Annotated in this window: 10 protein-coding genes; 7 read left to right on the top strand and 3 right to left on the bottom strand. The window is 55.0% G+C overall.

The genetic code is table 11. The annotated features are described in order from the left end of the window. Nucleotides 1-157: 157 nt before the first annotated feature. The gene (metG, locus tag ACCC84_RS01155; protein WP_004965300.1) at nt 158-2,188 is read right to left on the bottom strand and encodes a methionine--tRNA ligase; all 2,031 of its coding nucleotides are present in this window, start codon (nt 2,186-2,188) and stop codon (nt 158-160) included. Between the two features lie 170 nt (nt 2,189-2,358). Here metG and apbC point away from each other — a divergent pair, with 170 nt between their 5' ends. Further along, complete coding sequence (apbC, locus tag ACCC84_RS01160; protein WP_004965299.1) at nt 2,359-3,471, top strand: iron-sulfur cluster carrier protein ApbC; 1,113 nt, start codon at nt 2,359-2,361, stop codon at nt 3,469-3,471. A gap of 125 nt (nt 3,472-3,596) precedes the next feature. Here the strand turns inward: apbC and ACCC84_RS01165 are convergent, their stop codons facing one another. Then, on the bottom strand, nt 3,597-4,247 hold the full coding sequence (locus tag ACCC84_RS01165; protein WP_443096490.1) for a phosphatase PAP2 family protein: 651 nt from the start codon (nt 4,245-4,247) through the stop codon (nt 3,597-3,599). A 278-nt stretch (nt 4,248-4,525) separates the two neighbouring features. Here ACCC84_RS01165 and udk point away from each other — a divergent pair, with 278 nt between their 5' ends. The 4 genes from udk (at nt 4,526) to dcuC (ending at nt 9,294) form a co-directional block, all read left to right on the top strand. Next, complete coding sequence (gene udk, locus ACCC84_RS01170; RefSeq protein WP_004965297.1) at nt 4,526-5,167, top strand: uridine kinase; 642 nt, start codon at nt 4,526-4,528, stop codon at nt 5,165-5,167. 124 nt (nt 5,168-5,291) lie between these two features. Beyond that, nucleotides 5,292-5,873: a dCTP deaminase gene (gene dcd, locus ACCC84_RS01175; protein WP_039992300.1), complete on the top strand. Its 582-nt coding sequence runs from the start codon at nt 5,292-5,294 to the stop codon at nt 5,871-5,873. Between the two features lie 43 nt (nt 5,874-5,916). After that, the gene (asmA, locus tag ACCC84_RS01180) at nt 5,917-7,755 is read left to right on the top strand and encodes an outer membrane assembly protein AsmA (protein WP_004965295.1); all 1,839 of its coding nucleotides are present in this window, start codon (nt 5,917-5,919) and stop codon (nt 7,753-7,755) included. Nucleotides 7,756-7,935: 180 nt separating this feature from the next. After that, nucleotides 7,936-9,294, top strand: coding sequence for an anaerobic C4-dicarboxylate transporter DcuC (dcuC, locus tag ACCC84_RS01185; RefSeq protein WP_004965293.1), 1,359 nt, complete (start codon nt 7,936-7,938; stop codon nt 9,292-9,294). A gap of 42 nt (nt 9,295-9,336) precedes the next feature. Here dcuC and ACCC84_RS01190 read toward each other — a convergent pair whose 3' ends face one another. Beyond that, a complete protein-coding gene (locus tag ACCC84_RS01190) occupies nt 9,337-10,917 on the bottom strand; it encodes a TerC family protein (RefSeq protein ID WP_004965291.1) in 1,581 nt (526 codons plus the stop codon). Nucleotides 10,918-11,589: 672 nt separating this feature from the next. On the opposite strand from ACCC84_RS01190, the gene galU reads away from it, so the two are divergent. Next, entirely contained in the window at nt 11,590-12,489 is a 900-nt protein-coding gene (galU, locus tag ACCC84_RS01195; RefSeq protein ID WP_004965290.1) for a UTP--glucose-1-phosphate uridylyltransferase GalU, read from the top strand. A 39-nt stretch (nt 12,490-12,528) separates the two neighbouring features. Further along, nucleotides 12,529-13,422: a sugar phosphate nucleotidyltransferase gene (locus ACCC84_RS01200; RefSeq protein WP_004965288.1), complete on the top strand. Its 894-nt coding sequence runs from the start codon at nt 12,529-12,531 to the stop codon at nt 13,420-13,422. The last annotated feature ends 294 nt before the right edge of the window (nt 13,423-13,716 follow it).

Consider the following 13,716-nt stretch of genomic DNA (forward strand, 5'->3'; position numbering starts at 1 on the left):
ACGTCTATTTTGTCTGGCTAGCATCATAACCAGAAGGGTTTTGATAGGGAATTGTCTTCGTTATGACTTTTTGGCTGGCGTTATAGCGAAATGTTTGACTGGCAGGCGACGGGCATAAAAAAGCCGGGCAAGCCCGGCTCTCACTAGACGTTGATGATTATTTTACTTGCATACCCGGCTGGGCGCCGCTGTCAGGGCTCAGCAGGAAGATTTCCTTTCCGCCAGGACCGGCGGCCATCACCATGCCCTCGGAAATACCAAAGCGCATCTTACGTGGTGCCAGGTTAGCCACCATGATGGTCAGCCGGCCTTCGAGCAACTTGGGATCCGGATAGGCGGAACGGATGCCGGAGAAAATCTGCCGGCTCTCACCGCCCAGATCCAGCTGCAGCTTCAGCAACTTGTCGGAACCGTCGACCAAATCGGCGCTTTTGATCAGCGCGATACGCATGTCCACTTTGGCAAAATCATCAAAGGTAATGGTTTCCTGAATCGGATCGTCCGCCAGCGGGCCGCTAACCGGGGCCTGGCTGGCAGCCATGTCTTCCTTGGATGCGTTGACCATGTCATTTACCTTGTCGAGATCGATACGATTGAACAGCGCCTTGAACGGGTTGACCGTGTGATCCAGCAGCGGTTGTTGGATGCCTTCCCAGCTCAGTTCACCGTTGAGGAACGCTTCGGCGCGCTCGGTCAGTGACGGCAGCACCGGCTTCAGGTAGGTCATCAGTACGCGGAACAGGTTGATGCCCATCGAGCAGATGGCTTGCAGATCGGCGTCGCGGCCTTCCTGCTTGGCCACCACCCACGGTGCCTGCTCGTCCACATAACGGTTGGCCAGATCCGCCAGCGCCATGATTTCACGGATGGCGCGGCCGGATTCACGGCTGGCGTAAGCCTCGGCAATGCTGTCTGCGGCATCGGTGAAGGTTTGGTACAGCGCCGGATCGGCCAGGCTGGCTGCCAGCTTGCCGCCAAAGCGCTTGTTGATAAAGCCGGCGTTGCGCGAGGCCAGGTTCACCACTTTGTTGACGATATCGGCATTGACGCGCTGCACGAAGTCTTCCAGATTCAGGTCGATGTCATCGATGCGCGAGGACAGCTTGGCCGCGTAATAATAGCGCAGGCAGTCGGCGTCCAGGTGCTGCAGGTAGGTGCCGGCCTTGATAAAGGTGCCGCGTGACTTGGACATTTTGGCGCCGTTGACCGTGACGTAGCCGTGTACGAACAGATTGGTCGGTTTACGGAAGTTGCTGCCCTCCAGCATTGCCGGCCAGAACAGGCTGTGGAAATAGACGATGTCCTTGCCGATAAAGTGATACAGCTCGGTGGTGGAGTCCTTGCGCCAGAACTCATCGAAGTCCAGATCGCCGCGCTTGTCGCACAGGTTCTTGAACGAACCCATATAGCCGATTGGCGCATCCAGCCAGACGTAGAAATATTTGCCTGGCGCATCCGGGATTTCAAAGCCGAAGTACGGTGCGTCACGCGAGATGTCCCACTGCTGCAGCCCCGACTCGAACCATTCCTGCATCTTGTTGGCCACCTGCTCCTGCAATGCGCCGGAGCGTGTCCAGGCCTGCAGCATTTCGCTAAAGGACGGCAGATCAAAGAAGAAGTGTTCGGAATCGCGCATCACCGGCGTGGCGCCGGATACCGCCGATTTAGGATCGATAAGCTCGGTCGGGCTGTAGGTAGCGCCGCACACTTCGCAGTTGTCGCCGTACTGATCCGGTGATTTGCATTTCGGGCAGGTACCTTTCACGAAGCGATCCGGCAGGAACATGCCTTTTTCCGGATCGTACAGCTGAGAAATGGTGCGGTTCTTGATAAAACCGTTTTCCTTCAGGCGGCCATAAATCAGGCTCGACAGCTCACGGTTTTCATCGCTATGGGTTGAATGATAGTTGTCATAGCTGATGCCAAAACCGGCGAAATCCTGTTGGTGCTCCTGGCTCATTTCGGCAATCATTTCTTCCGGCTTGATACCCATTTGCTGTGCTTTCAGCATGATAGGGGTACCGTGCGCGTCGTCTGCACAAATGAAATGAACTTCGTTGCCGCGCATTCGTTGGTAACGAACCCAGATATCTGCCTGGATATGCTCGAGCATGTGGCCGAGATGGATGGAACCATTTGCGTACGGTAGCGCGCACGTCACCAATAATTTTTTCGCGACTTGAGCCATAGTGAGAACTTGCTTTCTGTTATGTATAAAAGGGGCTTTGATGTTAACCGATCGCACGCGTCGCGGCTAGGGCGGTTTCTTTTGTCTTGTACGCGCCAGCCGTGGTGCAGTTCTGATATGCTTGAGCATAACGCCATTTATTCGCTATCTATTAAAATCAAGGAGCCGGGATGAACGCAAAATCCCCCGAGCAGAGCAATCCCGAAGTTCTGCGTGCCCTGGTGACCGGTGTACTGGCCGCCTTTGAACACCCGACGCTAAAAAACAACCTGACGGCGCTGAAAGCGATTCATCACTGTGCGTTGCTGGATGATGTACTGCATATCGAACTGACCATGCCTTTTGCCTGGTACAGCGGTTTTGAAGCGCTGAAGAGCGGTGTGAGCGACGAACTGCTGCGCGTCACCGGCGCCCGTGCCATCGACTGGAAGCTGAAGCACGATATCAGCACCTTGAAACGCGCCAACGATCAGGCGGGCGTCAAGGGCGTACGCAATATTATTGCCGTCAGTTCCGGCAAGGGCGGGGTGGGAAAATCCAGCACGGCAGTCAATCTGGCGCTGGCGCTGGTGGCGGAAGGTGCAAAGGTCGGCATTCTTGACGCCGATATTTACGGGCCGTCGATCCCCAACATGCTGGGTACCGAAAACCAGCGGCCAACCTCGCCGGACGGCCAGCATATGGCACCGATCATGGCGCACGGTTTGGCGACCAATTCAATCGGCTATCTGGTGACCGACGACAATGCCATGGTGTGGCGTGGCCCGATGGCCAGCAAGGCGCTGATGCAACTGTTGCAGGATACGCTGTGGCCGGATCTGGATTATCTGGTGTTGGACATGCCGCCGGGCACCGGCGACATTCAGCTGACGCTGTCGCAGAACATTCCGGTGACCGGCGCGCTGGTGGTGACTACGCCGCAGGACATCGCTCTGCTGGACGCGGCAAAAGGCATCGTGATGTTTGAAAAGGTGCATGTGCCGGTGTTGGGCATCGTCGAGAACATGAGCGTGCATATTTGCAGCAATTGCGGTCACCATGAGCCGATCTTCGGCACCGGTGGCGCCGAGAAACTGGTACAGAAATACCACAGCCGCCTGCTGGGGCAGATGCCGTTGCACATATCGCTGCGTGAAGATCTGGACCGTGGCCAACCGACGGTAATTAGCCGGCCGGACAGTGAGTTCGCCGAGATGTACCGCCAACTGGCCGGGCGCGTGGCCGCGCAGATGTACTGGCAGGGCGAAGCGATCCCGACGGAAATCGCCTTCAGAGCGCTGTAATGGTCGGCAATGCCCAGGCATGAAAAGCAAAACCCCGGACAGTGTCCGGGGTTTTTTACTTGGGCTGCGCTGACCATTGCCGCTCGCCTCGCGGGCAGAAACGGCCGCTGGCCGCCGTGGCATGGTTAGCGGGCATCAGGTGACACCGACGCCGGCGATACCGGCTTGCGGTGCAAATCGGCACGGGTAAACGGCTTGCTGGCAGGGGAAATGGTCACCGCTATCTGTTCAAGCAGCCCCTGGGTCGGCGCGGCTTTGCCGCTATTGACCAACAACAGTGGCAAAGCCAATGCCGCCACGCTTCTGCGCAGCGACAGCCGCGGAGGTTCGACGCCGCGCTGCAAGAACAGGAAGGTAGCGCTGACTATCACACCTAACGCCAGACCGGTCACCACTTCCGAAGTGGAGTGTACATGGATCATCAAGCGGGAATAGCCAACGGCGAATGCCAGCAGGTAACCGACGATAATGGCTAATCGGCGCACCGTTGTCGGGAAGCGCCCGGTCAACAGCCACAGCATCACCGGCCAGATACTGGCCGATAGCGCGGAGTGGCCGCTGAAGCCGGTGAAGTCAAATTCGCGGCTGCCGATGCCCCAGCCCATAAATGCCAGTTTTGAAATGCACACCACGCCACCGACGGCGCCAAACAGCATTACCCATTGCCAGGTGCGTTTGCTGCTGGCGGGTGACAGTAGCAGCAGAATAAACACGATCGCTGCGCTTGGCAGTAGCAAGGTGCTATCACCAAAGAAGGTAAGAAAATGCCAGTTCATCAAGGTTGCTTCGGAATCCGTCAATAAAGCAGGCGATGGTTGAGACGCATAACCAGCCTGAATAAAAATCTGTGAAAATGTTCAACAATTCTACTTTAGCTTGGGGTAATGCCCTAGCGTAAATGTTCTGAAAACGGCATTTGGCCTTTGATCATCTGACAATATTGGCCTGGTTTGCCGCCGTGTCCGCTAAGTGCTGGCGCAAAGCCCGGTAACTCCCTATAATTGTCGCGTTTTATATCCCCCTCCTCACATTACGAATTCAGGTCTTTAATTTTATGACTGACAAGCCGCATCAGTGCGTCATTATTGGTATAGCTGGCGCATCTGCCTCTGGGAAAAGCCTTATTGCCAGCACCTTGTATCGCGAACTGCGCGATCAGGTTGGCGATGAACACATTGGCGTGATCCCTGAAGACAGTTATTACAAAGACCAGACTCACCTGACCATGGAAGAACGGGTCAAGACCAACTACGATCATCCTAGCGCCATGGATCACAGCCTGCTGATTCAGCACCTGCAGGCGCTGAAGGCCGGCAAGGCCATTGAGCTGCCGTTGTACAGTTACACCGAGCACACGCGCAAAACCGAAACGGTGCACCTGGAGCCGAAAAAGGTCATTATTCTGGAAGGGATACTCTTGTTGACCGATATTCGCCTGCGCCAGGAAATGAACTTCTCGATCTTCGTTGATACGCCGCTGGATATTTGCCTGATGCGTCGCATGAAGCGTGACGTGAACGAACGTGGGCGCTCGATGGACTCGGTGATGGCGCAATACCAGAAAACCGTCCGCCCGATGTTCTTGCAGTTTATTGAACCTTCCAAGCAATACGCTGACATCATTGTGCCGCGCGGCGGCAAGAACCGCATCGCGATTGACATTCTGAAAGCCAAAATCAGCCAGTTCTTTGAATGATGCAGCCCCGGGCCGGGAGTGCCAATTCCGGCCTGTAGTCAACTATTTACGTCCTGACGTAGACCTTTTGCCCGTTGTATGGCAATTTTTGTGGTAGTTAATGCGCCCTGATGGAGAAACAAAGATGAGACTGTGCGACCGTGATATTGAAGCCTGGCTGGATAGCGAAAAACTGGTTATTTCGCCGCGCCCGCCGGTAGAGCGGATTAACGGGGCCACAGTGGATGTCCGTTTGGGCAATCAGTTCCGCGTATTTCGTGGACATACCGCGGCATTTATCGATCTCAGCGGGCCGAAGGATGAAGTCAGCGCCGCGCTGGATCGCGTGATGAGCGACGAAATCGTGTTGCCGGAAGGCGAGGCCTTCTTTCTGCACCCCGGCGAACTGGCGCTGGCGGTAACGCTGGAATCTGTGACGTTGCCCAATGATTTGGTCGGCTGGCTGGACGGGCGTTCCTCACTGGCGCGACTTGGCCTGATGGTACACGTCACTGCGCACCGTATCGACCCCGGCTGGCAGGGGCGAATCGTTCTGGAGTTCTATAATTCAGGTAAGCTGCCGTTGGCTCTGCGCCCCGGTATGCTGATCGGCGCATTGAGCTTTGAACCCTTGTCCGGCCCGGCTGCTCGGCCGTACAACAGCCGTCAAGATGCGAAGTACAAGGACCAGCAAGGCGCTGTGGCCAGCCGTATAGACAAGGACTAACCGCGGCGGGTGCCGCGCGGACGCGCGCTGACAAGAGGAAAGCATGAGACGATTATTGACGACGTTGGTGATTTTACTGGTGGTGCTGGTGGCAGGAATGTCCGCCTTGGTGCTGTTGGTCAATCCAAATGATTTCCGTAGTTACATGGTCAAAAAGGTCGAACAGCGCAGTGGCTACCAGCTGACGCTGGAGGGCGATCTGCGCTGGCACGTCTGGCCGCAGCTGAGCATTCTGGCCGGCCGCATGACCCTGACCGCCCCGGGAGCCAAGGCGCCAGTGGTCAGCGCGGAAAATATGCGTCTTGACGTCAAGCTGTTGCCGCTGCTGTCGCATCAGCTGTTCGTCAAACAGGTGATGCTGAAAAACGCGGTGATTCGTCTCACGCCGGACAGTGAACAACAAAGCCGAACGGATGCGCCGATCGCGCCCGGTGGCAGTAGCGTCGAATCGGTAGATACGCCGTGGAAATTCGATATTGATAACCTGCGCGTCGCCGACAGTCTGTTGATCTGGCAACGTGCCAACAATGAACAGATCAACGTACGCGATCTTAATCTGACGATGCAGCGCAGCGGTGACCGACAGGCGGAAATGGAACTGTCCAGTCGGGTTAACCGCGATCAGCGCGATTTGACCTTCAATCTGTCGGCGGACCTGGACTTGCAGCAATTCCCGCGTCAGTTCAGCACCACGGTAAATCAGTTCAACTATCAGCTCGAAGGGGTTGATATCCCGACCGGCGGCATCAAGGGGCAGGGCTCGGTACGGGCGGTGTACCAGCAGGATCCACGGCAGTTGACGCTCAATGACCTGATGCTTGGCGTCAATGACAGCCAACTGAAGGGCCGAGCCGATATCAGCCTTGGCGATGTGCCAAACTACGTGGTTGAACTCTCGTCGCCGCACCTGGATATGGATGCACTTTCCGGTTGGCGTAGTAATGCCGGCCAGGGTGAGCAGCCAATGCAGGCGATGGCCGGTGCGCCGGTGATTGCCAGCGCCGGTGAAGAGCAGCAAAAAAACATGCAGGCGCTGCGTGATTTCGACGCGCGCTTCCATCTCAGCGCTGACCAACTGACCTACCGCGGGATGGATATCACCCGGCTTGATCTCCAGGCGGAAAACCAGCGTGGCCTGCTGGCGGTGAAAACCCTGTCTGGTCACGTGGCCGGCGGTGATTTTTCCCTGCCTGGCTCACTGGACGCCCGTGGACAAAAGCCGATTATCGGCGTTCAGCCACAGCTGACGTCGGTTGAGCTGGGAACGGTATTGAAGGCTTTCGCATTGCCGCAGGTGATGACCGGGCAATTGACCATGCGCGGCGAGCTCACTGGCGACCGGTTGACCGCACAGTCGTTCGAGCATCACTGGCAGGGCAGCGCCCAGTTGGCAATGAGTAATGCTCAACTGCACGGCCTGAATATTCAGCAGTTGATCCAACAGGCGGTGGCACGCAACGACAGCAGCGTGCGCGGTCTGGATCAGTACCAGCGTAATACCGAAGTGCGTCAACTCGGTGCCAATGCCAAGCTGGATAATGGCGATATTACCATTAGCGATCTGAATGCCGATTCGACGATGCTGAACATTACCGGCGGCGGCAAGCTGGATATGCCGGGCAAGCAGTGCGACATGCGGCTGAATGTACGCGTCACCGGCGGCTGGCAAGGGCGCAGCGAACTGATTGAACAACTGCAAAAAACGCCGATTCCACTGCGCGTTTATGGTCCATGGCAGCAGCTGAACTATCAGTTGCAGGTCGACCAGGTGTTGCGCAAAACGCTGCAAAACCGGGCCAAGGATGCACTCAATAAATGGGCCGATAAAAACAAAGAGTCGCGTGAAGGGCAGGATCTGAAGAAATTGCTCGATAAGCTGTAAGTCTGTTCGGCGCGGGGTCTGCTACCCGCGCCGCTTTTCTGATGGTAAATCGCACTCTCCCACTGTTTTCCTTTTTCCCCTTTGACAAAGGTCATGTTCCCTTATACTGAATTTGGGCACAGTGAGGCTCGATTCTGTCGGCTCTGACGGACAATTCGCATAAAAAGAGATAGGGGAAATATGATAGAGCTTCTGATTGGGGTGATCGTGGCGGTGGGGGTGGGGCGTTACATCATCAAGGGCTATTCTGCCACCGGTGTGTTGATGGTCGGCGGCTTGCTGTTGTTGGCGATCAGCGTGGCGATGGGGAAAAACGTGTTGCCGGCCAGCGCCACCGCGACCGGCTGGGGCGCGACTGATATTCTCGAATACGTCAAAATCCTGTTGATGAGCCGCGGTGGCGACCTTGGCATGATGATCATGATGCTGTGTGGCTTTGCCGCCTACATGACCCACATCGGCGCTAACGATATGGTGGTCAAGCTGGCGTCACGTCCATTGCAAATGATCAACTCGCCGTATTTGCTGATGGTTGCCGCCTATATTGTCGCCTGTCTGATGTCGCTGGCGGTGTCTTCTGCCACCGGCCTGGGGGTGTTGCTGATGGCGACGCTGTTCCCACTGATGGTTAACGTCGGTATCAGTCGCGGCGCGGCCGCGGCCATTTGCGCCTCACCGGCGGCGATCATTCTGGCGCCGACCTCCGGTGACGTGGTATTGGCGGCCAAAGCGGCTGAAATGCCGCTGGTGGACTTTGCTTTCAAAACCACGCTGCCGATTTCGATTGCCGCCATTGCCTGTATGGCGGTGGCACATTACTTTTGGCAACGCTATCTCGACAACAAAAGCAATGAGCAGCATCACATCATGGACGTCAGCGAAATTACCACCCACGCGCCGGGCTTTTACGCCGTACTGCCGTTTACGCCGATCCTCGGCGTGCTGGTATTTGACGGCAAGTGGGGGCCGGAACTGCACATTATTACCGTATTGGTGCTGTGCATGTTGCTGGCGGCGGTGATCGAGTTTGTACGCAGCTTTGATGCCAAAACGGTGTTCAGCGGTTTGGAGGTGGCCTACCGCGGCATGGCGGATGCCTTTGCCAGCGTGGTGATGCTGTTGGTGGCTGCCGGGGTGTTTGCCCAGGGGCTGAGCACCATTGGCTTTATCAGCGGCCTGATAGGCATGGCGCAGTCGTTCGGTACCGGAGGCATCATCATGATGCTGGTATTGGTGGTGATCACCATGCTGGCGGCGATGACCACCGGCTCCGGCAATGCGCCGTTTTATGCCTTTGTTGAACTGATCCCGAAACTGGCAGCGCAGATGGGCGTCAACCCGGCGTATCTGGTGATTCCGATGTTACAGGCCTCCAACCTGGGGCGTACGCTGTCACCGGTTTCAGGGGTGGTAGTCGCGGTTGCCGGCATGGCCAAAATTTCGCCGTTTGAAGTGGTTAAACGCACCTCGGTGCCGGTGATTGTCGGACTGATCGTGGTGGTGGTGGCCACCGAGCTGTTGGTGCCGGTGCATCTTTAACCGTCAGAGCCCGGGCGCGGGAGGATGCGCGCCCGGCAAGGTTCAGACCTCATAATCCGGGTCGGGAGGATTCAGCGGCGTGATTTTCACCCGCATGATGCGATGACTGTTGATTTCCAATGGTACAAACAGATAGTCGCCGATCGTCAAGCGTTCGCCCTCCTGTGGAATGCGCTGACAATGCTCCATCAGTAACCCTGCCAAGGTGTGGTATTCGCGTTTTTCCTCCAGCGGCAGCGGCAGATAAATCACCAAATCTTCCAGCGGCATAAAACCGTTAGCAATCCAGCCGCCGTCATCAGTTTGCTGAATGTCATGGCGCGGATCCAGCTCGCCGTCGGCTTCCGGCAGGTTGCCAGCGATGGTTTCCATCACGTCAGTCAAAGTAACGATACCTTCCAGCGAACCAAATTCGTCGACCACAAAGGCAAAGTGGGTCTGCGCCAGCCGAAATTGTTCCAGCGCGCCAAGCAGCGTCAGTTGCTCGGGGAAAATCAGCGGTTGGCGGATTAGGCTGCGCAGATCCAGCGTCTGCTGCGTCAACTGCTGTTTCAGCACGTCGATGGTGTGTATCACGCCGAGCGGTTCGTCGCTGGCGCTGTCTTCGGTTACCACGATGCGCGTATGCTGGTTTTTTTCCAGCAGCTGTCTGAGTTTCTGTTGCGGATCGTTAAGCTCAAGGTATTCAACGTCATGGCGTGATGTCATGATGCTGCTGACCGTACGTTGTGCCATGCCGAGCACCCGTTCGATCATATGCCGTTCCTGCTGATTAAAGATCTCTTCGCCTTCGCTGTCGGCCAGCAGGTCGGCCGACTCCCGGTCGACTTCGGCGTCTTCGTGCCTGCCGCTCAGCATCCGCAGCACCGCCTCGGCGGTACGTTCACGTAGCGGTCGAACCTTGGACAAGAAACGCCGACGATTAAACTGCGCTAGCTGGTTGAGCGCCTCAATCATTACCGAGAAGCCAATCGCCGCATACAGGTATCCTTTGGGAATATGGTAGCCAAACCCTTCGGCCACCAGGCTGAAGCCGATCATCAGCAGGAAACTCAGGCACAGGATAACGATGGTCGGGTGGGCGTTGACAAAGCGCGTAAGCGGCTTGCTGGCCAACAACATCAAGCCGATGGCGATACAGACTGCCAGCATCATAACCGCCAGATGATCGACCATCCCCACCGCGGTAATGACCGAATCCAGCGAGAACACGGCATCGAGCACCACGATCTGCGCCACCACGGGCCAGAACCGCGCGCCTTTACGCTGCCCCTGCTGTTCTTCGTCTTTACCTTCCAGCCGTTCGTTCAGCTCCATCGTCGCTTTGAACAGCAGAAATACCCCGCCGGTAAGCATGATCAGATCGCGACCGCTAAACGGTTGATCCAGCAGGCTAAACAGAGGTTTGGTCAGCGTTGACAGCCAGGATATGGAGGCCAGCAACACCAGGCGCATCAGCAGCGCCAACAGTAGGCCGACGACACGCGCCTTGTCTCGCTGCTGCCGGGGCAGCTTTTCTGCCAGGATGGCAATGAAAATGAGATTGTCGATTCCCAGGACGATTTCCAGCACCACCAGCGTGGCCAAACCCGCCCAGATTGTTGGATCAGCGATCCATTCCATACGTCCGTTTGCACCTTATTTGTTCAACGGCTTATGCCGTAAAAACAATGATGGGTGCTGTGATGAGAAAATTCAAATCAAGATCTGATGGGGTGATTATCGATTGGTGGTTTTTTATGCGTTTTACTTGCGTATAAAACCGCCCGCAAAAGTGAGGCATAGTCTGAATTTTACGAAAAAAAAGACGTTTCAGTGCGCAGAATTGGACTTTTTTCCACAGTGATTTTGACAATTCATTTAAAATAGTCGCCGTAAAAAAATCATAAAATCAATTGGTTATGTTGTTATTCTGTGACGAAAAACCGTTGAATATTTCTGTTTTGGTAGTCTTATTCTGAAAAGGCTATCCATAGGCCATGTTTGGCTTGTATCGATACCGCAATAGTATAAGAATCTTAGCCACATAAACGTTAACAAGTATCATCGTTTACTTATAAGGACATACTTCTTTTTTAGTTTTCTGTGAGCTGCATACCACTTACAGCACACAGTGACGGAATACCAGGCGAGTCCGGGAACAACAAAGCCGGCCGCAGGACATCGATGACAGTGCATTGGTAGCTGAAAGCCAAGGGCGGTAGCGTGTCTGAACGCTGCTGATATGCGGGCAAATCAAACCAGAGTGGTGTGATTGAGCTACATTTATAAGTTATTTGATTGTAGGTAAATAAGATGCAAAAGAGACTGAAAGCTGTAATCCCCGTGGCGGGTTTGGGAACCCGAATGCTGCCTGCAACAAAAGCCATTCCTAAAGAAATGTTGCCGGTGGTCGATAAGCCATTGATTCAGTACATTGTTAATGAATGTGTGGCCGCAGGCATTAAAGACATCGTGCTGGTGACCCATTCGTCCAAAAATGCCATCGAAAACCACTTCGACACCTCTTTTGAGCTGGAAGCCGTACTGGAATCACGCGTTAAGCGCCAACTGCTGGAAGAAGTACAAAGCATTTGCCCGCCGGACGTGACCGTCATGCAGGTACGCCAGGGGCAGGCGAAGGGACTGGGGCATGCGGTACTGTGTGCCAAGCCGATGGTGGGTGATGAGCCGTTTGTGGTGTTGTTGCCGGACGTATTGCTTGATGACGCCACCGCCGATTTGCATAAGGAAAACCTGGCCAAGATGATCGAGCGCTTTACCGAAACCGGTTATAGCCAGATTATGGTAGAGCCGGTGCCAGAAGAAGACGTGTCGAAATACGGCGTGGTTGACTGTGGCGGTGTGGCGCTTGCGGCGGGGGAAAGTACCCCGATGACCGCAGTGGTTGAAAAACCGGCGCGTGACGAGGCGCCGTCTAACCTGGCAGTGGTTGGCCGTTATGTGCTGTCGGCGGATATCTGGCCGCTGCTGGAGAAAACACCACCGGGTGCGGGTAACGAAATTCAGTTGACCGATTCCATCGCCATGCTGATGGGGCAGGAAACCGTTGAAGCTTTTCATATGAGCGGTAAATCACATGACTGTGGCGATAAACTGGGATATATGAAAGCATTTGTACAATATGGTTTGCGTCATAAAACCGAAGGCGAAGGTTTTAGCCAGTGGCTAAAACAGGCGTTGAAGCAACCCTGAGTGACGCTTTTACGATCACAATATTTGAAGAGGATTACCATGACCAAGTTGAAAGCCGTTATTCCTGTTGCTGGTCTGGGTATGCGCATGCTGCCGGCTACCAAGGCGATTCCGAAGGAAATGTTGCCGATCGTTGATAAACCATTAATTCAATATATCGTGAATGAATGCGTGGCCGCCGGCATCAAAGAGATCATTCTGGTTACGCATTCGTCTAAAAATGCCATCGAAAATCACTTCGATACTTCTTTTGAACTGGAAGCGATGCTTGAGGCGCGGGTGAAGCGTCAACTTCTGGACGAGGTGCAATCCATCTGCCCGAAAGGCGTGACCCTGATGCATATTCGCCAGGGGCAGCCGAAAGGGCTGGGACACGCGGTTCTCTGTGCCAAACCGCTGGTAGGTGATTCACCGTTCGTGGTGTTGCTGCCGGATATTTTGCTGGACGATGCCAAGGCCGACTTGAGCAAAGACAATCTGCCGCACATGATTGCGCGCTTTGAACAGACCGGTCTCAGCCAGGTTTTGGTGCAGGCAGCGGACGAAAACGTGTTGCATGACTATTCGGTCGTCGAGTGCGAGACCAATTCGCTGCAACCGGGTGAAAGCGCCCGTATGACCTCGATTATCGAAAAGCCGGGGCGTGAGATCCAACTGCGTTCAAACTATTCTGCCGTCGGCCGTTACGTGCTGTCAGCCGATATCTGGCCGATACTCGAGCAGACCGAACCCGGTGCCTGGGGCCGTATTCAACTGACTGATGCCATCGCGTCATTGTTGAAAAACAAGCCGGTCGAGGCGATGGAGCTGGTGGGGGAATCGTTTAACTGTGGCGAGAAGCTCGGCTACCTGAAAGCGTTTGTCACCTATGGCCTGCGCCACCCGACTCAGGGTAAGGCATTCCAGGCATGGGCCAATCAACTGACGCTGTAATTTGACCTGCGATCCGCGTTTAATCAGTATTTATTGACGAGGATCCTGCCGCGCCAGTTAATTTTTAGGAAAAGTCACTGTTTCATTTTGTATAATGGTATACATTCTGTTACTGAGTATTGGACCGTAAGCCGTAAGGGGTATCTGGCCTGGGCGTTGTGCCAGCGCCAATACGCGGTGGTCGGTTACAAATAAGGCAACAGATAATGTGCTCAACAGCGAAGGTGGCGTGCTGCTGGTGTTTTTTTGTACGTTGCGCTTGTTAATAACAATACCGTTATCTAATTCAATAAC

Origin of the sequence: Serratia odorifera, assembly GCF_041448735.1 — a bacterium.
Lineage (GTDB): Bacteria > Pseudomonadota > Gammaproteobacteria > Enterobacterales > Enterobacteriaceae > Serratia_F > Serratia_F odorifera.

What these genes read in the sequence shown, in the direction of transcription:
- metG (WP_004965300.1), bottom strand. Translation starts at nt 2,188, where the DNA reads ATGGCTCAAGTCGCGAAAAAATTATTGGTGACGTGCGCGCTACCGTAC.
- apbC (WP_004965299.1), top strand. Translation starts at nt 2,359, where the DNA reads ATGAACGCAAAATCCCCCGAGCAGAGCAATCCCGAAGTTCTGCGTGCC.
- ACCC84_RS01165 (WP_443096490.1), bottom strand. Translation starts at nt 4,247, where the DNA reads ATGAACTGGCATTTTCTTACCTTCTTTGGTGATAGCACCTTGCTACTG.
- udk (WP_004965297.1), top strand. Translation starts at nt 4,526, where the DNA reads ATGACTGACAAGCCGCATCAGTGCGTCATTATTGGTATAGCTGGCGCA.
- dcd (WP_039992300.1), top strand. Translation starts at nt 5,292, where the DNA reads ATGAGACTGTGCGACCGTGATATTGAAGCCTGGCTGGATAGCGAAAAA.
- asmA (WP_004965295.1), top strand. Translation starts at nt 5,917, where the DNA reads ATGAGACGATTATTGACGACGTTGGTGATTTTACTGGTGGTGCTGGTG.
- dcuC (WP_004965293.1), top strand. Translation starts at nt 7,936, where the DNA reads ATGATAGAGCTTCTGATTGGGGTGATCGTGGCGGTGGGGGTGGGGCGT.
- ACCC84_RS01190 (WP_004965291.1), bottom strand. Translation starts at nt 10,917, where the DNA reads ATGGAATGGATCGCTGATCCAACAATCTGGGCGGGTTTGGCCACGCTG.
- galU (WP_004965290.1), top strand. Translation starts at nt 11,590, where the DNA reads ATGCAAAAGAGACTGAAAGCTGTAATCCCCGTGGCGGGTTTGGGAACC.
- ACCC84_RS01200 (WP_004965288.1), top strand. Translation starts at nt 12,529, where the DNA reads ATGACCAAGTTGAAAGCCGTTATTCCTGTTGCTGGTCTGGGTATGCGC.